This is a genomic window from Aquitalea pelogenes (genome assembly GCF_041914625.1).
GTDB classification, from domain to species: Bacteria; Pseudomonadota; Gammaproteobacteria; order Burkholderiales; family Chromobacteriaceae; genus Aquitalea; species Aquitalea pelogenes.
This window is the reverse complement of sequence record NZ_JAYSDA010000012.1, coordinates 89811-110930: the sequence shown is the minus strand read 5'-3', so window position 1 is coordinate 110930 and position 21120 is coordinate 89811. Positions and strand designations below refer to the sequence as shown.

The following is a 21120-nucleotide window of genomic DNA, read 5'->3' as shown; positions in this document are numbered from 1 at the left end:
TATAGGGCCGCATGGCAAAAATGCAAGCCTGCCCCGCAACAGGCAACAAGCCGACTTGCGTCGGCCTGTAACCCTGACTGACCAGCCCTGCTTACAACACCACGGCGGGCTTTTTCACAGGCTTGAGCTTGTTACCGGCTGAATTATAGGACTGCGGATTCGTCACATTCTGCGGCTCGGCCTGCTGTTCCACCGGCATGCCCTCCTTGGGCGGCAGGGATAGCCAGCGCACGGCGGCCAGTTCACCCGGCACACCGGGCTGGTGCTTGCAGGTGAGGCACACCGGCTTGCCGCTGCGCTCTTTCAAGGCCTGGTCTACCCGACGCCCCACCACGGCAACGCCGTGGGTGCGCTGCCACTCCAGCAGGCTGTCAGCCAGATGGGGGAAGGACGGGTCATCCTGCTTGTAATGGTTTTTATAGGCGGTGAGCCACAAATCGCCGGCCGGGTCCTGATTCAGCAATACCGTCTGATAGGCAATGGTGACCGCCGCGCCCTTTTGCACGGCATCGGCCAGGCTAAGAGCATCCGGGTTCTTCAGACGGATGCAGCCATGGCTGCGAAAACCGGGCACGGAAGCCGGCGCATTGGTACCGTGAAAACCCAGCCCCAGGCGAGCCTCGCCAAAGCGGATGAACACCGGGCCAAGCGGATTATCCGGCCCCGGCGGCACCACGGTGAGCACCGGCTTGCCCTGGTTCTTCTGCTCTTCCTGAATGGATTTGGGCACATGCCAGCTGGGATCGCGGTACACCCCGGTAATGGCATAGCTGCCAATCGGGGTCTGGGTCAGCATCTTGCCGACCGCCACCGGGTAAATCTTTTGCAACTGGCCATCCTGATAAAAAAACAGGCGAGCCTGCGGCAGATTCACCACCAGATGCTGACCGGCCTGACTCAGCTGGATATCAGGTTCGGGCATGCTGGCAGCCATGATCGACGCAGAGCAGGACACCCAGACAGCAGCAGGAACAAGAAAGGAAAGCGACAACTTCATTGCGCACCAGACCCATGGTTTTTCACGAAAAACATGATAACAGAAATCAGCAAATTCCCGCCCCGGCAAAAACCCCTGCGCAGCAGCGCATATTTTGAGAAAATCCCGGTTTTACGCCTGATTTCCCACATCAATACAATGACTCAGCAACAGACCATTGCTCTGGTCGAATCCCTTGACCACGAAGGCCGCGGGGTCGCCCACGTCGACGGCAAGACCATTTTCATCGACGGTGCATTACCTTATGAAAAGGTAATATACAGCGCATACCGCAAAAAACCCACGTACGAAAACGCCGACACCACCAGCGTGCTGAAGGAAAGCTTCATGCGCACCACGCCGCGTTGCCCGCACTTCGGGACCTGTGGCGGCTGCTCGATGCAGCATGTGGAATTCACCGCCCAGGTGGCCATCAAGCAGCGCGTGCTGGAAGACAACCTCAAATTCATCGGTAAGGTTAAGGCTGAGCGCATTCTCACCCCGATTGCCGGCCCCACCTGGCATTACCGTCACCGCGCACGCCTGTCGGCCCGCATGGTGCCGAAGAAAGGCGGCGTGCTGGTGGGCTTCCACGAAAAGCATTCCAGCTATATCGCAGAAATGCGTGAATGCCATATTCTGCCGAAAAACATCTCCGACATGATCATGCCGCTGCGCGAGATGATCGCCAGACTGTCGATCAACAGCCGCATGCCACAAGTGGAAGTGGCGGTGGGCGACAAGGTGGACATTCTGGTATTCCGCAATATGGATGCCATCAATTCCGCCGATGAAAAACTGCTGCAACAGTTTGCCGACACCCATCGCCAGCCCGATCGTCCGGTACAGATCTGGCTGCAACCCGGCGGCCCGGACACCTGCTACCCCATCTATCCGCTGGATGCACCGCGCCTGACCTACAGCCTGCCGCAATACAGCGTGGAAATGCCGTACTACCCCACCGAATTCACCCAGGTGAACCCGCAAATCAACGCGGTGATGGTATCGCGTGCGCTGGGCTTCCTCGACCCGCAGCCGGGCGAGCGCATTGCCGACATGTTCTGCGGCATCGGCAACTTCACCCTGCCCATTGCCCGCTCCGGTGCCACCGTGCATGGCATGGAAGGCAGCCAGGCACTGGTGAAGCGTGCGGTGGAAAACGCCACCCACAACGGCCTGCAGGACAAGGTGAGCTATGAAATGGCCAACCTGTTTGAAGTCACGCCGGAAAGCTTTGCCGCGCTGGGCAAATTCGACAAGATGCTGGTCGACCCGCCACGCGACGGCGCCATCCAGCTACTCAAGGCCATGACCGACGACACCGCGCCGCAGCGCATTGTCTATGTGTCCTGTAACCCGGCCACGCTGGCACGCGACGCTGGCGTACTGGTCCACACCAAGGGCTACACCCTCAAGGCGGCAGGCATCATTAACATGTTCCCGCACACCGCCCACGTGGAGTCCGTTGCCTGGTTTGAAAAAACCGGCCCGGCCAAAAGCCTGAAGGAAGTGGCTGACATGGAAGCCGCGGAAGAAGCCATCCGCGAAGCCAAGCGTCAGGCCCGCAAGCAGCAGGAAGCCGAGGCAGAAGCCCGTAAACAGGCGGAACTGGCCGAAAAAGCCGCGGCTAAGGAAGCCCGCCGTCAGCACTATCTGGCCAACAAGGACTACTACGACGCCCGTAGTGCTGCCCAGCAGCAGGCACGAGATGCCGCTGCCGCTGGTGAGGATGTTTCCAGCAAGGAATAAGCTGTTTTGGGTGTTTGCCTGTAGCGTTCGACCCCGGTTGTCACCCCGGAGCGAACCATGCAGGCGCACCTGACCGACAGCTATATAGCCAGAATCAAGACCCCGGATTCACGTGTTGAACTCAAGGACACGCGGATACCGGGGTTTACTTTGCGCGTAGGAAAGCGCGCTAAGGTGTGGTACTTCCGCAGCACAGTACGCAGCGAACGGGTAAGCATCAAACTAGGTACATGGCCTGTAGTGAACGCAGAAATGGCCAGAGCACGCTGTATACACTGGCTACAGCACAACCGTGATACCTACACGGTAGACAGCGGCAATACCCCTTCCAGGGCCGTTAATCAGCCCATCCCCTCCCCTACATTGCAAGAGGTGTACGACCAGTACATCAAGGCCAAACAGCTCAGGCCAGCTTCAGTAGCTACCTACAGCAAAACACTTCGGCTGTACCTTTCTGAGCACACAGCAAAACCCCTTACAGGGTTTACGTCACAGCTTGTGCGTAAGTTATATGCAGGGTTGAAAAACAAGATTTCGGTAGCGAAGGCAAATTCAGCAGTTACATTGCTAAAAGCAATCTGGCGATGGTGGGGTGCTACGCAGGAAGTTGAACTGCCGGATGTGTTCACTGCACTTACGGCATCAGGTGAGAAACAACGCACACGGGCTAAGGATGACGTATTAATTGACAGTGAAATCAAAACAATTTGGGATGAGGCTCAAAGATCAAACAACGAAAAATATAAATTTATTCAACTAGGCTTACTTACTGGGCTGAGGCTGTCAGAAATACTAAATCTCACACCCTTAAATATTGACTTTGAACATAAAAAAATTCAAATACGTGAAACAAAGAATGGACGAAGTCACTCACTACCAATAACAAGCCAACTCAATTCCATACTGAAGTATTTATGCGTTGGCAAAGCAAAAAATGCCAAATTATTTTCAGCACATGCTAAAAATTGGTGCTCCTCTATATCAAATGATTTATCCATTAATTTCACAACACATACATTACGAAGGACATTTGCATCCATCGCAGCAAAAATTAACTTAAACTCATACCAAATTAGGGCCCTACTAAATCACCATGCAAATGCAGACGTAACCCAACTTCACTACGTAAGACTCACAACAGATGACCTAGCAGAGCCAATACAACGAATTAATGACTACATATCTAATTTACAAACTATTGATAATAATTGAGCAAAGCCGAAAATGCCTTTTCTGATATTTCATCTTTATATTTTTCAGCAAGTGCCGAAACAAAATCCTGATACTGTTCCTTGTTAACAAACCTAGGCAAAGCACTATTAATCCGCGCAGGCAAAAAACAACATGTTTCAGGAGAATACATTACCAAACCAGGACTAGACAGTAGATCTTTATCAAGTTGATACTTATCTTTATCATGCCCTAGCTGATCATAGAACCATTTTGCAAATTTTTGAAAGTCCAGAAATTCATTAGAAATTCCAACTCCCATATAACATGGCTTATGATCGAAGTTCGCATTAACAACACGATCAATCATAGCACTCCAACGCCTATACGCATCACTATGCACTGAAGGACTATATGGACCCGCCCCAAGAAAAGCAGTACCACGTACTGTTTTATCATATGGTGAAGAAAACTTCTCCTCTGCAAGATTAGACATGGGAAGCAATCCAAAACAGTCTAATCCAAATTCCATACTTTCAAAACAAACCAGTGCCAAACAATCATCCCAAACCGCAATGAGTTTTGCAAAATTTTCATATTTATTTTTATACCACGCACCAACAATTAATGGCATTTTTTCATTATTCACTTACGTGACCCTCTTTCTAAACTCAGATTCAATTGCTTCAGCACAGAGCCTTAGCGCCTCAGCAAGTCTTCTGGAATGTCGCTCAGACATCCACGTTCTCACCCTAACCTCATGAGAGGTTATAACTGGCATAGTAGAAATCAATAAGAATAATTTCCATGGAACTAATCCACGGACACCACCCCAATCTAAGGCACAGACCCCCTCCACAATATCATCGATGAATGGATAATTAAATGCGACCGATTCCAATGATGGATATTTATTTAATAGGTTATAGCAAAATTGATTACTCCTCTCGACTCCAGGCCGCCCCCTATTTGTCACAAGCACTTCTGGTGGAGTATGAGTTGAAGGAGTACCAACAGCTTTTACAAGTGGATAGCTAAGTTCATCAAAGCTTTCAAAATATATGTTTTTACAGGGCAATGCACCTGAATGAGAAAAAAACAGACTCTCACCGGTATCTTTTGCCACTATCCAAAATCCGTTTGACATCAAAAAATTTGTAGGCTAATTCTTCTGCTCCAGCGTTGTAATATAAAAATGAATTACGGCCACCTAAGAGAAATGCCAATTTCTAAAAATTGCGAAATACATCCAACCAGTGGATAAATCATCCTGCTTAGCAAAAGTGGTTTTCACACGATATTTCTATTTTATTTATTAACTTAGTTGCAACTAATACACTCAAGCATCACTTAGCAGTAGCCAAGATACCCAAGACTAGTTTCTTTGAAAAACTAAAATATCAAGAAGGGCAGCACGTAGAAAGGTATATATAGATTACATATACCTGTGCGGCTGACAGGAGAAGATAATATCAATATGGAAAACAGGAAGGAAGCAGCAGTACTAGCATCGTATACATCTTGCCAGCACTGCTGATAGTTCATGCGAAAGGGTTAGACATTGTATAGAGCACGTCTTGCTGCATGGTAAGACATACCAAGAGCCGCACACTCTTGCTCAGCACAGATATTCTTGCTGGTGTATTTACCACTCTTCCATGCCGCAATCATCTTGGCACGCTTTTCCTTGGCACCATTACTCTTGCTATGCCGTGCATTAGCAGCTTCCCGTGCAAAATAGCTACGCATCCTAGCTTTATCATCAGGGTCGAATTCCATATCAGACTTTCCTAGAAATTTATAAGTGAAGCCTCTGCAGAGACGGCGGCATTTAAGCATGTCACAAATAGGTTTTCAACATGAAAGTTAATATTTTTTCCTGAATAATTTAATCGCTACATACTAATATGACAATGTAAAAACGAGTCATGATGTATATATATGCATTACGTGTTAACAAATCAACTGAGCAGTCTGCACATATATACAGATTGATATTAATACATCAAATAAAACTATCTAAATATTGACTCTGTCTTATTCTATATCATTTCACATTGAACACTACAAATCAAATTAATGTAAAGAATGATCTTTCCCTCTACAACAAAACATCGAAAACAAGAATATTCTTAAATAGCACTACTAAACTTATCTGACTTTTTCACTTGGCTTAACAGAAAAAACTAAGAACTTTTAATTTGCAAATTCAATCAACATTTCAATACCAATGAATTTATCTATCAGTATAGTTGTGATATTGAAACCACAAATTAATTATGCAAAAATGATGGATTCATACTAGAAAGTATCTCGATGAAAAAAAGTCTATATGTATCATTTCTTGCAGTAAGTGTTCTTACTGGCTGTGCAGCAACGAATCCGAACTATCAGGCACCGAATATAAAACCGAATGAACCCGCAATTGTAATAACTGGAACAAATCAAGCATCGGCATGCTTTGGAACTATTTTAATTGATGGGACATATGCTGCTGATGTTGGACCATATGAAACAATTTCCATACCAGTTCAACCGGGAAGACACTTTGTCAGATGGGATATAGAGAAGAAAGGCTCATGCATAGGGCACAAGCAAGACATAGCGCACAAAATGGTTGAAGTGCGCGATGGGCCAATAATGCTAAAACTTGACATATCCGGGATAGGTAAGGCATTTATACCAATCTATGGTATTTTTACATCTCCCGAATTTAGTATCATAGAGATTAATTAAGAATAAAAACGACCACATGTTAAGTGTGTGTCGTTTTTTTTAATTTACTGCTTTGATATCAATTTTAATATCCGTTGTACTTGTATTAGTGTCCAGCGCCCACCACGGCTTGCTTTAATATCAAGTTCATTTAGTTCCTCAACCATTCTTCTCTGTGAAATACCACGCATTTTCATACCTACAAAAACACTGCGTAGTTTTTCTGCAAACTCTTTAGCTTCCTGCTGGCGTTGTTCTATATTTGGTTTTAAATTTGTAAAACCAGCCTTGCCAAGTACTACTCCCCTAGCCTTAGCCGCAGCAAGAGCAGCTTTGGTTCGTGTACTGATCTGATCACGCTCCCATTCAGACATAACAGCATGCATCTGAATCATGACTTTGTTTGCGTGTGGCATATCAGCAGCGACGAACTCTACCCCGGCCTCTAGTAGTCCAGAGACAAAGTGTACGTTTCTCGCTAGTCGATCAAGTTTAGCGATGATCAGTGTTGCCCCGTGTTTCTTGCATGCGTGTAACGCAGCCTTTAGCTGAGGGCGTCTGTCCAGGGCATTGCTACCCTTTCCAGTTTCAACCTCGTGGAACGAGTCCAGGAGTTCCCACTCTCCACCGTTTAGATACGAGAGTACAGAACTCTCCTGTGCCTCTAGCCCAAGCCCACTCTCACCTTGCTTCGCGGTGGATACCCGGTAGTACGCGATGAACTTACCTGACGGCATAGATGACTCCCGGTGACTACATTACTAGTTGTTCATTTAATATGTAGTCATTATATATAAATATTATATACTAACAAATATTCCAACCGCACATATCTCAACTACATAGCCGCACTATATCGTGGTGTTGTTAGTTCGATGAGACGCAATCCAGATATACAAATTAGATAGGGTTGTACCATCTCACTATATTGACCAGAAGAACGACGCAATGAAGGTGCTACACAAAGCGCATCCAGGCAATGCTCTAGACGAACAATGCCATACCTAAAATCTATATTAGCTATAATTTTAATTAAATATTACAATGAAGAACACACCCGTGGCAACTTCGAATCCAGGACAACACACGCATCCAGCGTCTTGCCATGGAAAAATGAACACAATGTTCTTCAGTTATAGGGTCTTTAACAGATGGCCATACCCGATGGTTTGACGTAGCACGAATAAGATATCATCATATGTATCATGAAAAATTATGAAGTAATTAATCACAAGGTAATTTAAATTATTCAAAAATACAACTCTCTAGATAAATTTTATTTCTCATTATTATAAACCTAAACTCACAGAATTGGAACTCAACATGCAAATTGAATCAATTCAAATTAAAAACTATCGCTTATTTCGTGACACTAAACTTGAAAGAATACCAAAATTATGCGTACTTGTTGGAGCAAATGGAACTGGAAAATCCACTCTATTTGATGTATTTTCCTTTTTAAAAGACTCTCTAAGCATGAATGTCGGCAAGGCAATATCCAAACGTGGTGGATATAAAGAACTTTCAAGCCGAGGACATTCTACGGAACCTATTGAAATTACAATGCAGTTCCGGCTAGAAATTACCGGAAAAGAACGACTTGTTACTTATTTATTAAGAATTTCATTAGGAACAAATGGAAAGCCTATTATTGAACGAGAAGTATTAAGATATAAGCGCGGATCATACGGCGCGCCATTTCATTTCTTAGACTTTTCCAATGGGAAAGGATATGCAATAACAAACGAAGAAGATTTCTCAAAACCTGATGAAGCACTGAATAAAGAATATAGTGAGCTTGATGCACCAGACATCCTAGCAGTTAAAGGACTTGGCCAATTTGAAAAATTCAAAGCTGCCAGCGCATTTCGTCTGATGATTGAAAATTGGCACATTTCAGACTTTCACGTCACAGAGGCTCGCCCTAGTCAAGAAGAAGGATATGCAGAACATTTATCTTCCCGCGGTGAAAATTTACCATTAGTTGCAAATTATATCTTTGAAAATCATTCAAAAATATTTAAAAGAATTATCAAATCCATGAAAAAGCGTGTCCCTGGAGTTTCGGTTGTTGAACCCAAACAAACCGAGGATGGCAGACTAGTTTTGCGCTTTCAAGATGGCAGCTTCAAGGACCCATTCATTGCTAGACATGTATCAGATGGAACAATAAAAATGTTTGCTTATCTGATATTACTTAACGATCCTAATCCATATCCTATGCTAGCGGTTGAAGAACCTGAAAATCAACTGTATCCAGAATTGCTACCAGAATTGGCCGAAGAATTTAGGGACTATGCAACCAGAGGCGGTCAAGTATTTATTTCCTCACACTCCCCTGATTTTTTAAATGCACTATTACTATCTGAAATATATTGCCTTCGTAAAGAAAATGGCTTTACAAAAATAACAAAAGCAAGCGATTCAGAAACTCTTACCTCACTTAACAATGAGGGAGATTTGCCTGGCTACCTTTGGAAGCAAGGATTATTTGAAGGACTGAATTAATGCAAGGGCGCATAATTTTTTTACTAGAAGAGCCTTCAATGAAGGAATTACTCGAAGTCCTGATACCTCGATTTTTCCCAAAAATGAAAAGCGGAGAGCACTTTCTTTGTGTTAAACACGAAGGGAAAAGTGATCTAGACACAAGCATTCCTCAAAAACTAAAAGCATGGAATGTACCGAATGACAGATTTATAATACTACGAGATACAGATGGAGCAAACTGCATCGATCTAAAAAAGAGGTATATTAAAATTTGCAAGGACTGTAGAAGAGAAGATACTTTAATAAGATTAGTTTGCCAAGAATTAGAAAGTTGGTACATTGGAGATTTAGCTGCACTTTCAGCTGCATTTACAGATCCAAAACTTAACTCACCAGTAAATCGAAAGAGATTTATTAATCCAGACGAATGGGTTAAACCATCATCCGAACTTACTCGCCTAATTAAATCTTTCCAAAAGGTAAGTGGTGCTAGATTAATGGCAGAAACACTTAACATGCAGGGAAATAGGTCTACCAGTTTTAATTTTTTTATTTCTGGTTTAACCAGGGTAGCCACAGAAATGGGTTATTGAATATTTAATAATTCTAAATTTCATCAAGATTTGGAGGCTTGCGAAAACGGTATACTCAAGACGTAAGCAAGCCTACTTTTCTTAGTCTATAAGTGGCAGAACTAACCAGATGTTCTTTCTATTCAATGCTAACATCAATTTAGTGCATTACCTAAGATGTGATAATATTGAAAATACACCATTTCAACCCCTGGCAGCACTTCACTGCCCACTGGAGTCGCGCTAGCCAAACGTAAATAACAGCTATTCCTAATTGGGTAACATGTTCCCGCACACCGCCCACGTGGAGTCCGTCGCCTGGTTCGAAAAAACCGGCCCAGCCAAGAGCCTGAAGGAAGTGGCTGACATGGAAGCCGCGGAAGAAGCCATCCGCGAAGCCAAGCGTCAGGCCCGCAAGCAGCAGGAAGCCGAGGCAGAAGCCCGTAAACAGGCGGAACTGGCCGAAAAAGCCGCGGCTAAGGAAGCCCGCCGTCAGCACTATCTGGCCAACAAGGACTACTACGACGCCCGTAGTGCTGCCCAGCAGCAGGCACGAGATGCCGCTGCCGCTGGTGAGGATGTTTCCAGCAAGGAATAAGCTGTTTTGGGTGTTTGCCTGTAGCGTTCGACCCCGGTTGTCACCCCGGAGCGAACCATGCAGGCGCACCTGACCGACAGCTATATAGCCAGAATCAAGACCCCGGATTCACGTGTTGAACTCAAGGACACGCGGATACCGGGGTTTACTTTGCGCGTAGGAAAGCGCGCCAAGGTGTGGTACTTCCGCAGCACAGTAGGCAGCGAACGGATAAGTAGCGCACCAAGCACATGGCCACATGACACGAGCGAGGTAATCCGCATTGCCTTGAAGATTGACCTGGCGCTGGCCAATGAACTCTGAACAAGTATCGGGTATTGATTGAAGCGGCCAAGCGTCGCTGTAATCATTTTTCTGGTTTTGATCTAGAATCTAAGCGTTTATTCAGCGTAGTAAGCGAAAATCATGCCCCACATCGGCTATCAATGGTTGGCCAAACACTATGGGATCACCCCGGTGCATCCCTTTGCCGTGCATAGCGAGATTGGTCGCACACGCAGCACCGTGGTGGCCGATGGCGTGCGCCGTGAAGTATATACCGAGCATTACCGGCCACAGGCCAATCTGGCAGATCAGCTGACCTTTGCCTTCAAGTATGAAGGCATCCATCTGGAGTTTCTCGCCCGGCTGGCACCGTTGCCAGGCGTCAAACAGGCGTTGGAAGAATGGATAGCGCGTGAGCCAACCGGTGCCTACGCGCGCCGCGCCGGTTTTTACTACGAATGGCTGACGGGTGAGCAACTGGCCTTTGCCGGGGTCAGCAAAGGCAATTATGTTGACGCCCTTGATGCCGAGCTGTTTGTGACCGGAAGCCCGGTGAATAACGCCCGCTGGCGTGTGCGTGACAATCTGCCGGGCAACAGGGACTTCTGCCCCATCATCTGGCGCAGTCCTGCAGTGCGTGCTGCGGAAAGCTACGACATTCCACAGCATCTGGCTGCACTGGAGGCTGATTACGGCATCGACCTGGTGCTGCGCAGCACGGTATGGCTGACAGTCAAGGAAAGCCGAGCCAGTTTTCTGATCGAGCGGGAGCAAGAACAGGAAGACCGCATCCGGCGCTTTGCCGCGGTGATGGAGACCGAGTGCGGCATACACCCGCAACCACTTGCGCCAGACACACTCTCGGCCCTGCAACGAGCCATCCTGGGGGATGCCGCCCTGCGCTACGGGCTGCGCCGTTCTCCCGTATTTGTTGGCCATACCGCACGCTATCAGCAGGTGGTGGACTACATCGGCCCGCACTGGGATGAAACCATCCCGATGCTGCAAGGCCTGGCGCAGTTTCTGGACAAAACCAGGACAACATCTGCGCTGGTGCGCGCGGCAGTGGCATCCTTCGGCTTTGTTTACATTCACCCCATGGCGGATGCGAATGGGCGGATCTCGCGCTTCCTGATCAATGATGTGCTGCGGCGCGATGGCATCCTGCCACCACCAATGATCCTGCCCGTTTCAGCCACCATCACGCATAGCACCTATAACCGTGCCGATTACGACCGGGTGCTGGAAAAATTCTCCCGTCCGCTGATGCAACGCTATGCCAGCCATTACCGTTTTGCCGAGGCGGTGCAGGCGGAAGACGGTGTGGAATACAACTTCCACTTTGATGCCTATCAGGACGCCCTGCCCGCCTGGCGTTACCCGGACCTGACGCCCCATGTCGCCTATCTGGCAGATATTGTTGACCAGACCCTGACACGGGAAATGCGGCAGGAAGCGCAATTCCTGCATGCCAACGAACAGGCACGCCAAGGCATCAAGCAAGTGCTGGAAGCACCGGATGCCGAGCTGGACGTCATCATCCGCAGTGTGCGGGAAAGTGGCAACCGCATCTCCGGCAAGCTGGGCAAACGCTATCCACTGCTGGCAGAAAAACCTGCGCTGGCAGCACGAATCATCGACGCCATCTCCCGCGCCTTTGGCGATGACACTGCCGAACAGGCCGGAGACGAGCATGCAAGAACAACTGAAGACAACAATCATGACTGAATCCAACGCTGATCTGGACACCCTGCTCAACCAACAGTTTGCCGGCAAGGTGGTGCGCAAAGACCTGACGAAGATGATCAAGGAAGGTGCCAACGTCCCGGTTTACGTGCTGGAGTATCTGCTGGGAATGTAAAGCGCATCCTGGCTGAGAATTATGTGCGGCGAGACCAAGCCAAGCAGATCAATGGGAGTAGCAATAGCTTGTGATTTGCTCTGTATCGGACTTGCCCTGATAGCATTCATAAACAACCCTATAAAATATGTGGTTTATCATCGACATCCCGCAAATTAACAATTGTAAATAAAGAAAAATCCCCTCTAGAATTCACTCATTACAGGCAAAGCCGGTGAAAGCCGGTGACGCAAAACTAAAGGGACTACCGGAGGCCTTGCCCCCATGTCAGCCAGTTGCCCGCCACGCGATGTGTGGCTGCATGTGCACCTTTGGGTTTGTTGGATACTACTGAAGGAAAGCACATGAGCGCCTCCAATACCCTCTCTCGTCAGTCGAACAACCCGCTGGACAATGCTTCCAACTCGCAGACTGCCGACACGATATTGACGGGCTTTGCCAACAACGTGTTGCACGATGTTGCCGTCCCCCTGCAAGGTGCCATGCTGCGTTCGGCGCTGCCCTTTGTCAGTGCAGCAAGCGTAAGCACCACAACCACGGCATCCACTGCCGCCCTGGCCACGACCATCAACCAAACCACCAGCACCACGGTAAAAACCGGCAGCACCACCGCCCCCAGCTGGATTGCCACGCTGACCGATGTCGCCTTGAAAGCCGACATGAACGCCATGTCCGGCAACGTGACTGAAGCTGGCCTGGCCAAGATGGTGACCGACCTGGCTGCCGAACTGACCAGCAGCAAGAGCACGCTGTCCACCAGCCAGTTCAACGACCTGAAAACCATTGTCACCAACCTGAATGTCGGTGAAACGGCCTCGTCCTATTCCCAGTACACCCTGAATGCACTGGTAAACGGCAATGCTGCCAACAGCAGCTGGACCGGTGGCGCGGCCAGTTCCAGTTCGCTGGGCAATCTGGCTGTCGGCTCCAGCGCAGCCCAACTGAGCAATCTGAACGGCAAATGGCTGCAAGGCACTGACCTGCCCACATCCACCGTCACCGTCAGCGGCTCCACATCCAAGATTACCTACGCCACCAGCACGGCTTCCCTGTTTGGCAGCAGCGGCCCGCTGGCCAGCGACATCAACCAGGGCAAACTGGGTGACTGCTATTTCCTGGCGTCGATTGCCGAGGTGGCAGTCAAGAACGCCGGCATCATCAAGAACATGATTACCGACAACGGTAATGGCACGTATGGCGTGGCATTCCACGTCAAGGGCGCGACAGAATACGTTACCGTCAACAATGTGCTGCAAACCGGTTGCAACTCCGGGCCCAATATGTGGGCCACCTTGCTGGAAAAAGCCTACGCCCAGTTGCAGGCCATCAATGTCACCACCGGTAACAGCTATACCGGCAACAGTTTTACCGCCATCGGCAACGGCGGCCTGCCGGAATATGCACTGGAGTCCGTAACCGGTGCTTCGCAAATCACCGACTACAGCGGCAGCGGCACCAGCTGGCTGTGCCGTACTTACAATTCTTCCTTGTCCGGTACCGGCTCGCAAAGCGGCCTGAGCAATGCCACGGTATTGAGCTCGCTCAAAACCCATCTGGCTGCCGGTGATGATGTAGTGCTGTCGTCCTACACCTGGAGCTACGACGCCGCTGGCAAGGTGCAACTGGTGGCCGGCCATGCCATGTCGGTTTACGGCATTGATGCAGCCAACGATTATTTGCAGATTCGTAACCCGTGGGGCAGCCAGACCGGCCAGTACTGGAACACCACTTTTGAAGTCAGCCTCGCTACCCTGCTGGCCGCTGGTGACACCATCACCGTGGACAATGCCGGTGGCTCGGTCCCCGTCACCCCGAAAGCACCGGTAATCAGCGCCCAGACCGCCAGTCAGACGGTTGCCGCCAACCACGCCTTCTCGGTGTCGCTGGGCAATGTGTTTACCGACCCGCAAAACCAGACGCTGAGCTATAAGGTGACCCAGGCCAATGGCCAGGCCTTGCCGTCGTGGATGACTTACAACGCCAGCACCAACACCCTGTCCGGCACCACACCGGTGACCAGCAGCAGCACCCAGATTCTGGTAACAGCCACCGACACCTCCGGCCTTTCCGCCAGCGAAACCTTTTCCATTACAGATACCGCACTGGCACCGACCTTGGCCAAGGCGACCGCCACCCAGGTGGTGACACCGGGCCGTACTTTCAGCTTTGCCCTGCCCGCCGGCACCTTTAGCGACCCGCAAGGCGAAACCCTGAGCTACACCGCCAAGCTGGCCAGCGGGGCTGCGCTGCCGTCCTGGCTCAGTTTCAATGCCCAGACCCAAACCTTCAGCGGCACCGCACCCACGGCCAATACATCGGTAGCCGTGCAAGTGGTGGCTACCAATCAGGCCGGACTCACGGCATCGGAAAGCTTCACCGTCAACGATGCCTATGTCGCCCCTACCCTGAAGGCGCAAACCGCCAACCAGACGCTTGCCGCCAACCATGCCTTCTCGGTATCGCTGGCCAATGTCTTCAGCGACCCGCAAGGGCTGGCTCTGAGCTACAAGGTGACCCAGGCCAATGGCCAGGCGCTGCCGTCGTGGATGACTTACAACGCCAGCACCAATACCCTGTCCGGCACCACGCCGTTTGGCAGCAGCAGCACCCAGGTGATGGTGAAGGTGACAGACACGGCCGGCCTGTCCTCTTCGGAAACCTTCACCATCAGCGATACCGCCTACGCACCAACGCTGAGCAAGGCCACCGCCACCCAGCTGGTGACGCCGGGCCATACCTTCAGCATTGCACTGCCAGCCGGCACCTTTACCGACCCGCAAGGCGAAACGCTGAGCTATACCGCCAAGCTGGCCAGCGGGGCTGCGCTGCCGTCCTGGCTCAGCTTCAACGCCCAGACCCAAACCTTCAGCGGCACCGCCCCGACGGCCAGTACTTCGCTGTCGCTGCAAGTGACCGCCAGCAACCAGGCCGGTTTGTCCACCTCGGAAACCTTCACCCTGAACGATGCTTACGTGGCCCCGACGCTGAACCAGCAAACCGCCACGCAAACCATCAATGCCGGCAAGGCCTTCAGTTTTACCCTGCCGTCCACCACTTTTATCGACCCGCAAGGGCTGGCGCTCACCTACAAGGCTGCGCTGGCCAATGGTCAGGCTTTGCCCGGCTGGCTGAACTTCAATGCCCAGACCGAAACCTTCTCCGGCACCGCGCCCACCACGGCAGGTAGTTTCTCGGTCAAGCTGACCGCGACCGACAGCGCAGGCTTGTCCACCTCGGAAACCTTCTCCATCAACGATATCGCCACGGCACTGAAGGCACCGGTGGTGAACCCGCTGCCCCTGATGGTCGGTTTCAATGCCAATGGCACGCTGAATATCAGCGTACCGCAAGGAACGTTTACCGATCCGCAAGGCCTGGCACTCACCTACGGTGCAAGCCAGTCCAACGGCCAGGCATTGCCGAGCTGGATCACCTTCAACGCCCAGAACGACAGCTTTACCGCCACCCTGGGTCACCAGACCGAATCGGCCATCATCACGGTGAAAGCCACCGATACGGCAGGCCTGTCCGCCAGCGAAACCTTCTCGCTGACGCTGGGTGCCGTGGCCGCCACCCCGGGGCTGGTAGGTTCGGCCGGGCCGGACATTTCGCTGGTGGGCGTACAGCAAGTGGCTCACACCGACCTGCACGCAGCCTGAGCCGGTCAGCAACAAAAACGGCCTACTGTCCCTGGACAGCAGGCCGTTTTGTTTTGGTCCCGGCCCTGCCGTCAGGGTGAGGGCTGCGGCTTGCCCTGCAGGAAGTGGCGGTCCAGCAGCGCAAGGTCCGTCTGCTCGATGGCACCGCTGGCCGCACGCAGTGCAATCCAGCTCACCAGCTGGTTGTACTGGGCAAGCAGCAAATCACGCCGTGCCTGATACAGCTGCTCCTCGCTATTGAGGATGTCGGTCAGCGTCTTCACCCCGGCCACCAGTCCAAGCTTGCTGGCCTTTACCGTCTCGGCGCTGGAGAACACTGCTTTTTGCAGCGAGGCCACCTTGCGCGCGCCGGTGCTCACGCCGTAATACTGTCGGCTGACTTCCAGCTCCACCTGGGCGCGGGCATTGTCCAGTTCCGCCTGCGCCTGCCGGTACAGCGCCGCGCTCTGCGCCAGCTGGGCGCTATTGTAGCCACCGTTGAACAGCGGCAGGCTCACCTCCACGCCAATCACGTTCTGGCTGATGCGCTGGTTGATGGTGGAGACCGAACTGGCACTGGAACGGTCCTTGCTGGCGACCAGATCCAGCGTCGGATAATTGCCGGCGCGGCTACGCTTGACCTCTTGCTCGGCAATGCGCAGGTTCTGTTGTGCCGCCTGAATGTCCGGGCTGCTGGCCAGGGCCTTGTCGCGCCACTGTTCCAGCTCGCCCTCCGGACCCAGATAGCGGCCGATGTCTTCCTGTGGTTCGGCCAGTTCGCTGCTGCGCTGGCCGGTGGTGGTTTGCAAGGTACGTTCGGCAATCTGCTGCATGCTGCGCGCTTCCAGCAATTCCGCCTCGGCCATGGCCATGCGGGCTTCTGCATCATGAATGTCGGTCACCGTGCCATCGCCCTGATCAAACAGCTTCTGTGCCTGGGTACGTGCGGCTTGCAGCGCATGCAGCTTGGCTTCGCTCAGCGCCAGGTTTTTCTGTGACAGCAACACCCCCAGATAGGCCGACAGATAGCGCAACACCAGCTCGTTTTCCTTGCGGGCAAACAGCGCGTGGCTGTAGTCCACCCGCGCCAGTCCCTGCTGGTACAGCGCCCAGCGTTGCAGGTTGAACAATGGCTGACGCAGCTGGATGGCGGCGTCCTGACTCATGTAATTGAGCGGCGAGGTGGAGATGGCACCGGTAAAATCCGGTGCGGTATCGCTGCCGGTGACCTTGCTGCGGTTAAAGCTGGCATTGACGGTGGGCAGCAATTGCGCGCGGCCCATCGGACCATTGGCTTCGCCAGCTTCGCGTTCGGCGGTAGCCGCCTGATATTGCGCATCGTAGGCGCGGGCCAGTTGCAGGCCTTCCAGCAAGCCATAGCCCGCAGACAGGGCAGGCATCGCCAACAGACAGGCCGCAGCCAGCAGCGCCGGGCGAAACAGCGGACGGTCGGTCATCAGCTTTCCTTGAAGGCCAGATTCATGCGATCGAGCACCGGCTTGAGCAGATAACGCAGCATGGTGCGCTCGCCACTCTTGATGACAATGCTGGCCGGCATGCCGGGCTTGACCTGCTGATCGCCCAGCAAGCGCATGCCGGCCGGGGTCACCTTCACTTGTGCCAGGTAGTAGGGCATGCCGGTTTTGGCATCCAGCAAGCGGTCGGCCGAGAAGGTGGCCACCTCGCCGGGAATCACCGGGGTGGTTTGCTGGTTGAGCGCCGGGAAGCTGACATCCACCGGCAGGCCGGGGCGTACCTTGGCACTCATGGCCGGATCCACCATGGCTTCAATCAGCAGGGGCTGGTTCTCCGGCACCACTTCCATCAATGGCTGTCCCGCCTGCACCACCCCGCCCACAGTATGTATCTTCAAGCCCAGTACCCGGCCGGCCAGCGGCGCGCGGATGGTGCTGTTGTGCAGCACATAGCGCTGGGCAGCCAGTCGGTCCCGCAGGGTGGCGGTTTCTTTCTGGATGTCGGTAAGCTGCGACTCCACTTCTTTCTGGTAATCCTGCTTGCGGGCCAGCTGGCGCAACCGGGTTTCGGCAATGCCGTCCTGCACCCGGCCAATGCTGGAGATGGTGTCGGCCAACTGGCCACGGATTTCTGCCGCGCCACGCTCCAGCTGGTACAGGCGGTTCTTGGGCACATAGCCACCGGCTGCCAGGTCGCGAATGCCTTCCAGCTCCCTGTCCTGCCATTTGCTTTGTTCGGCACGGGCGGCCTTCATGCCTTGCAGGCCGCGTAATTGCTCCTGCAGGCCCTTGATGTTTTCATCCTGCGCCTGCAGTTCGTCACGCAGGCCGTCGCGCCGGGTATGAAACAACTGGGTTTGCAGCTGCTTGGCCTGCTGCACGCGGGTTTCATTGCCCGGCAGTTCCTGACCCAGCTGATCCAGCTCGGCAGAAAAGCGCAGGCTGGCACTGCCCTCGCGCTCGGCCAGCAAGCGGTCTTCAATGGCACGGGCGGTGATGAACTGCGCCAGGATGCTGCCCATCTGCGCCCGCACTTCGGTATCGTTCAGTGTCAGCAGGGCCTGGCCTTTGCGCACCACATCGCCTTCGTTCACCAGCAGTTTTTCCACGCTGCCACCAGTCAGGTGTTGTACGGTCTGACGGTTGCTGGCGACGATCACGCTGCCGTTGGCGGTCACGCCCTCGTCCAGCGGAGCCAGTGCCGCCCACAGCACAAAGCCGCCGAAACCGATCAACAACACTTTCAGTCCCCAGCGCCCCACGCGTTTGTCGTCGGTATCCACCCGGCCAAAGGGTTCAATCGCAGACGGGGCAGCAGGCGTAGCCTGATCCCGGCGCAATGCAGTCAGTTTGCGGAACAGATTCATGCCACGCTTTCATCCGGATTCTTGCCTGCCTGCTGCTGCATGGCGGCTTGTTGTTGCAAGGCCTGCTGGGTGGCCTGGTTCAGGGCATACAGCACCTGGTCGCGCGGGCCGAATAGATGCAGCTGGCCATCCCGCATCACCAGCAGTTTGTCCACGGCATTGAGGATGCTGGTGCGATGGGTTATCAGCACCACGGTGCAACCGCGTGCCTTGAGGTCCATCACGGTATGGATCAGGGCTTGCTCGCCCACGTCATCCAGATTGGAATTGGGTTCGTCCAGCACCACAAAGGCCGGGCTGGCATAGATGGCACGCGCCAAACCAATGCGCTGTTTCTGGCCACCGGACAGCATGTTGCCACCATCACCCAGACGGGTATCGTAGCCTTGCGGGAAGCGCAGAATCATTTCGTGCACCCCGGCGCGGGTGGCGGCTTCAATCACCAGCGCCGAGTCCACCTTGCCAAAACGGGCAATGTTTTCGGCAATGCTGCCTTCAAACAACTCGATATCCTGCGGCAGATAGCCGACATGAGGGCCCAGTTCGTCCTTGTTCCACTGGAATACATCCGCCCCGTCCAGCCGCACCTTGCCCGACTGCGCCGGCCAGATGCCCACCAGCAGGCGCGCCAGCGTGGATTTGCCCGCGGCACTGGGGCCGACAATGCCCACTACGTCGGCATGCTGCATGGCAAAGCTGATGTTTTTCAGGATGGGCAAGGCACTGCCGGGCGCAGCCGCCACCAGGCCTTCCACCTGTACATTGCCCTGCGGGCGCGGCAGGCTCATGCCGCTGATACGGGCAGGATATTCGGTCAGCAAGTCATCCAGCCGCTGGTAAGCCGCACGGGCCGAAATCAGCTGCTTCCAGGTGGCGATGGCCATTTCCACCGGCTGCAAGGCGCGGCCCATCAGGATGGAACCGGCAATCATCATGCCGGGGGAAATTTCATTCTGGATGGCCAGCACCGCACCCACCGCCAATACCAGCGATTGCAAGGCCAGCCGGATCAGCTTGGAAACCGCACCGATGCGGGCGGCACGGTCCGAGGCTTCCGTCTGTTTTTCCAGCACCCGGCTTTGCAGCAGGAACCAGCGCTCGCGCAGCGCCGGCAGCATGCCCATGGCCTCAATCACCTCGGCATTGCGCAGATTGTTGTTGGCATAGTTACTGGCGGCAATCGCTGCCTGATTGGCTTCACCCAGCGGTTTGCGCGTGGATAGCTCAGTCAGCCAGGCCAGCGCACACAGGATCAGCATGCCGGCCAGCACGAACAAACCCAGTATCCAGTGGAACATGAAGGTCACCACCAGATAAATCGGTGCCCAGGGCGCATCGAAAAAGGCAAACAGGCCATTGCCGGTGAGAAACTGGCGCAGCGTGGTGAGGTCGTGCAGCGCCTGGCTGGCATTGCCGTTGTTACGGCGCAGATTGCGTTCGAAGGCCGCGGTGAACACGCGGAAGTTAAGCTGCATGTCCAGCCGGTTACCCACGCGAATCAGCACCGAGGAGCGCACCATCTCCAGCACCGACATCAGCCCGTACAGGCCCACTACCATCAGGGTTAGCATCAGCAGTGTGGTTTCATTGCGGCTGTGCAGTACCCGGTCGTAAATCTGCAGCATGTAGATGGAAGGCAGCAGCATCAGCAGATTGATGACTGCACTGAAACCCGCCAGCTGATAAAAAGCCTGCCGGAACAGCAGCATGACCTGTGCCAGTTCGGAGCGCGACTGCAAAAGACGTTTCATTGGATGGTGTCTCGGAATGGCATGCGTGGCACAGTCAGGCTGCGCGGCCTGCTGGGCGTGTTAAAAAATGCAAGCAATCTTACCATTGGCATGTTTCTCCCCCTACCCCCATTTTAGTGGCAGGGTTTATGCTTTGCCGCGCCATGTCATCCGCCAGGCTTGTTGGCGGGACGTTCTGTACTGGGGTATGGTAGGCCGCGTATTTGCCATCAGAGAAAGAACAAATCATGTTTGTCCAGGACAGCAGCAGCATTGTCTATCGTCAACTCAGCACTGCGGATGGCAAGGTGTTTTCAGTGCCGGAGTTCATCCTGCGCATGGATGAGGCCAACTTCCATGGCTGGCAGCTGCGCTATGGCGAATGGACCGACTTTGCCGACCTGCCCGGTGCCGATGGCAGCGCCCATGCGCTGCAACGCGCAGTGGAAGAAATGCTGGAACGGGTGGAATACCGGGGTAAATGAACAGGCCACGCCCGGTGACATGGCCTGTTG

Annotated in this window: 19 protein-coding genes and 1 riboswitch; of the genes, 11 read left to right on the top strand and 8 right to left on the bottom strand. The window is 52.8% G+C overall.

From position 1 onward, the window contains the following. Positions 1–91: 91 nt before the first annotated feature. Complete coding sequence (locus tag ACE3SE_RS11670; RefSeq protein WP_374555430.1) at positions 92–922, bottom strand: L,D-transpeptidase; 831 nt, start codon at positions 920–922, stop codon at positions 92–94. A gap of 213 nt (positions 923–1135) precedes the next feature. Here ACE3SE_RS11670 and rlmD point away from each other — a divergent pair, with 213 nt between their 5' ends. Both rlmD and ACE3SE_RS11660 read left to right on the top strand, forming a co-directional pair. Then, positions 1136–2725: a 23S rRNA (uracil(1939)-C(5))-methyltransferase RlmD gene (gene rlmD, locus ACE3SE_RS11665; protein WP_374555428.1), complete on the top strand. Its 1590-nt coding sequence runs from the start codon at positions 1136–1138 to the stop codon at positions 2723–2725. 57 nt (positions 2726–2782) lie between these two features. Further along, positions 2783–3937, top strand: a complete 1155-nt coding sequence (locus tag ACE3SE_RS11660; RefSeq protein ID WP_374555426.1) for a tyrosine-type recombinase/integrase — start codon at positions 2783–2785, stop codon at positions 3935–3937. Here ACE3SE_RS11660 and ACE3SE_RS11655 read toward each other — a convergent pair. From ACE3SE_RS11655 to ACE3SE_RS11645, 3 genes are all read right to left on the bottom strand, one after another. Next, on the bottom strand, positions 3921–4544 hold the full coding sequence (locus ACE3SE_RS11655) for a hypothetical protein (protein ID WP_374555424.1): 624 nt from the start codon (positions 4542–4544) through the stop codon (positions 3921–3923). The genes ACE3SE_RS11660 and ACE3SE_RS11655 overlap by 17 nt on opposite strands. Further along, a complete protein-coding gene (locus ACE3SE_RS11650) occupies positions 4545–5021 on the bottom strand; it encodes a hypothetical protein (RefSeq protein ID WP_374555422.1) in 477 nt (158 codons plus the stop codon). A gap of 428 nt (positions 5022–5449) precedes the next feature. Further along, positions 5450–5674, bottom strand: coding sequence for a hypothetical protein (locus ACE3SE_RS11645; RefSeq protein ID WP_374555420.1), 225 nt, complete (start codon positions 5672–5674; stop codon positions 5450–5452). 537 nt (positions 5675–6211) lie between these two features. Here ACE3SE_RS11645 and ACE3SE_RS11640 point away from each other — a divergent pair. After that, positions 6212–6631 (top strand): hypothetical protein, encoded by a 420-nt coding sequence (locus ACE3SE_RS11640; RefSeq protein WP_374555418.1) that lies wholly within the window; start codon positions 6212–6214, stop codon positions 6629–6631. 44 nt (positions 6632–6675) lie between these two features. On the opposite strand, the gene ACE3SE_RS11635 is transcribed toward ACE3SE_RS11640, so the two are convergent. After that, entirely contained in the window at positions 6676–7347 is a 672-nt protein-coding gene (locus tag ACE3SE_RS11635; protein WP_374555416.1) for a recombinase family protein, read from the bottom strand. Positions 7348–7933: 586 nt separating this feature from the next. Between ACE3SE_RS11635 and ACE3SE_RS11630 the strand changes: the two genes are divergently transcribed. The 7 genes from ACE3SE_RS11630 (at position 7934) to ACE3SE_RS11600 (ending at position 16054) form a co-directional block, all read left to right on the top strand. After that, on the top strand, positions 7934–9118 hold the full coding sequence (locus ACE3SE_RS11630) for an AAA family ATPase (RefSeq protein ID WP_374555414.1): 1185 nt from the start codon (positions 7934–7936) through the stop codon (positions 9116–9118). 38 nt (positions 9119–9156) lie between these two features. Beyond that, positions 9157–9693: a DUF4276 family protein gene (locus ACE3SE_RS11625; RefSeq protein WP_374555412.1), complete on the top strand. Its 537-nt coding sequence runs from the start codon at positions 9157–9159 to the stop codon at positions 9691–9693. 262 nt (positions 9694–9955) lie between these two features. Beyond that, positions 9956–10270, top strand: coding sequence for a hypothetical protein (locus ACE3SE_RS11620; RefSeq protein WP_374555410.1), 315 nt, complete (start codon positions 9956–9958; stop codon positions 10268–10270). 57 nt (positions 10271–10327) lie between these two features. Further along, on the top strand, positions 10328–10573 hold the full coding sequence (locus ACE3SE_RS11615) for a DUF4102 domain-containing protein (RefSeq protein WP_131354902.1): 246 nt from the start codon (positions 10328–10330) through the stop codon (positions 10571–10573). Between the two features lie 102 nt (positions 10574–10675). Beyond that, entirely contained in the window at positions 10676–12262 is a 1587-nt protein-coding gene (locus ACE3SE_RS11610) for a Fic family protein (protein WP_374555408.1), read from the top strand. Next, positions 12255–12395, top strand: coding sequence for an anti-phage BREX system Lon protease BrxL (locus ACE3SE_RS11605; protein ID WP_207389835.1), 141 nt, complete (start codon positions 12255–12257; stop codon positions 12393–12395). Before ACE3SE_RS11610 ends, ACE3SE_RS11605 begins: the two co-directional genes overlap by 8 nt. A gap of 194 nt (positions 12396–12589) precedes the next feature. Continuing rightward, a riboswitch (cyclic di-GMP riboswitch) is annotated at positions 12590–12678 on the top strand. A 61-nt stretch (positions 12679–12739) separates the two neighbouring features. Beyond that, complete coding sequence (locus ACE3SE_RS11600) at positions 12740–16054, top strand: putative Ig domain-containing protein (RefSeq protein ID WP_374555406.1); 3315 nt, start codon at positions 12740–12742, stop codon at positions 16052–16054. A 71-nt stretch (positions 16055–16125) separates the two neighbouring features. Here ACE3SE_RS11600 and ACE3SE_RS11595 read toward each other — a convergent pair whose 3' ends face one another. The 3 genes from ACE3SE_RS11595 to ACE3SE_RS11585 are packed head-to-tail and all read right to left on the bottom strand — an operon-like array spanning position 16126 to position 20626. Next, positions 16126–17490 (bottom strand): TolC family outer membrane protein, encoded by a 1365-nt coding sequence (locus tag ACE3SE_RS11595; RefSeq protein WP_374555404.1) that lies wholly within the window; start codon positions 17488–17490, stop codon positions 16126–16128. Next, on the bottom strand, positions 17490–18875 hold the full coding sequence (locus tag ACE3SE_RS11590) for an HlyD family type I secretion periplasmic adaptor subunit (RefSeq protein WP_374555402.1): 1386 nt from the start codon (positions 18873–18875) through the stop codon (positions 17490–17492). Before ACE3SE_RS11590 ends, ACE3SE_RS11595 begins: the two co-directional genes overlap by 1 nt. Further along, a complete protein-coding gene (locus ACE3SE_RS11585; protein ID WP_082086466.1) occupies positions 18872–20626 on the bottom strand; it encodes a type I secretion system permease/ATPase in 1755 nt (584 codons plus the stop codon). The genes ACE3SE_RS11590 and ACE3SE_RS11585 overlap by 4 nt, the downstream gene beginning before the upstream one ends. A gap of 227 nt (positions 20627–20853) precedes the next feature. Between ACE3SE_RS11585 and ACE3SE_RS11580 the strand changes: the two genes are divergently transcribed. Further along, the gene (locus tag ACE3SE_RS11580; RefSeq protein WP_131354919.1) at positions 20854–21090 is read left to right on the top strand and encodes a hypothetical protein; all 237 of its coding nucleotides are present in this window, start codon (positions 20854–20856) and stop codon (positions 21088–21090) included. The last annotated feature ends 30 nt before the right edge of the window (positions 21091–21120 follow it).

Excerpts from the sequence above, each read along its gene's own strand:
- ACE3SE_RS11630 (WP_374555414.1), top strand. The coding sequence starts at position 7,934 with ATGCAAATTGAATCAATTCAAATTAAAAACTATCGCTTATTTCGTGAC.
- ACE3SE_RS11595 (WP_374555404.1), bottom strand. The coding sequence starts at position 17,490 with ATGACCGACCGTCCGCTGTTTCGCCCGGCGCTGCTGGCTGCGGCCTGT.
- ACE3SE_RS11635 (WP_374555416.1), bottom strand. The coding sequence starts at position 7,347 with ATGCCGTCAGGTAAGTTCATCGCGTACTACCGGGTATCCACCGCGAAG.
- ACE3SE_RS11640 (WP_374555418.1), top strand. The coding sequence starts at position 6,212 with ATGAAAAAAAGTCTATATGTATCATTTCTTGCAGTAAGTGTTCTTACT.
- ACE3SE_RS11610 (WP_374555408.1), top strand. The coding sequence starts at position 10,676 with ATGCCCCACATCGGCTATCAATGGTTGGCCAAACACTATGGGATCACC.
- ACE3SE_RS11670 (WP_374555430.1), bottom strand. The coding sequence starts at position 922 with ATGCCCGAACCTGATATCCAGCTGAGTCAGGCCGGTCAGCATCTGGTG.
- ACE3SE_RS11605 (WP_207389835.1), top strand. The coding sequence starts at position 12,255 with ATGACTGAATCCAACGCTGATCTGGACACCCTGCTCAACCAACAGTTT.
- ACE3SE_RS11620 (WP_374555410.1), top strand. The coding sequence starts at position 9,956 with ATGTTCCCGCACACCGCCCACGTGGAGTCCGTCGCCTGGTTCGAAAAA.
- ACE3SE_RS11615 (WP_131354902.1), top strand. The coding sequence starts at position 10,328 with ATGCAGGCGCACCTGACCGACAGCTATATAGCCAGAATCAAGACCCCG.
- ACE3SE_RS11660 (WP_374555426.1), top strand. The coding sequence starts at position 2,783 with ATGCAGGCGCACCTGACCGACAGCTATATAGCCAGAATCAAGACCCCG.
- ACE3SE_RS11580 (WP_131354919.1), top strand. The coding sequence starts at position 20,854 with ATGTTTGTCCAGGACAGCAGCAGCATTGTCTATCGTCAACTCAGCACT.
- ACE3SE_RS11645 (WP_374555420.1), bottom strand. The coding sequence starts at position 5,674 with ATGGAATTCGACCCTGATGATAAAGCTAGGATGCGTAGCTATTTTGCA.
- ACE3SE_RS11590 (WP_374555402.1), bottom strand. The coding sequence starts at position 18,875 with ATGAATCTGTTCCGCAAACTGACTGCATTGCGCCGGGATCAGGCTACG.
- ACE3SE_RS11600 (WP_374555406.1), top strand. The coding sequence starts at position 12,740 with ATGAGCGCCTCCAATACCCTCTCTCGTCAGTCGAACAACCCGCTGGAC.
- ACE3SE_RS11585 (WP_082086466.1), bottom strand. The coding sequence starts at position 20,626 with ATGAAACGTCTTTTGCAGTCGCGCTCCGAACTGGCACAGGTCATGCTG.
- ACE3SE_RS11625 (WP_374555412.1), top strand. The coding sequence starts at position 9,157 with ATGAAGGAATTACTCGAAGTCCTGATACCTCGATTTTTCCCAAAAATG.
- rlmD (WP_374555428.1), top strand. The coding sequence starts at position 1,136 with ATGACTCAGCAACAGACCATTGCTCTGGTCGAATCCCTTGACCACGAA.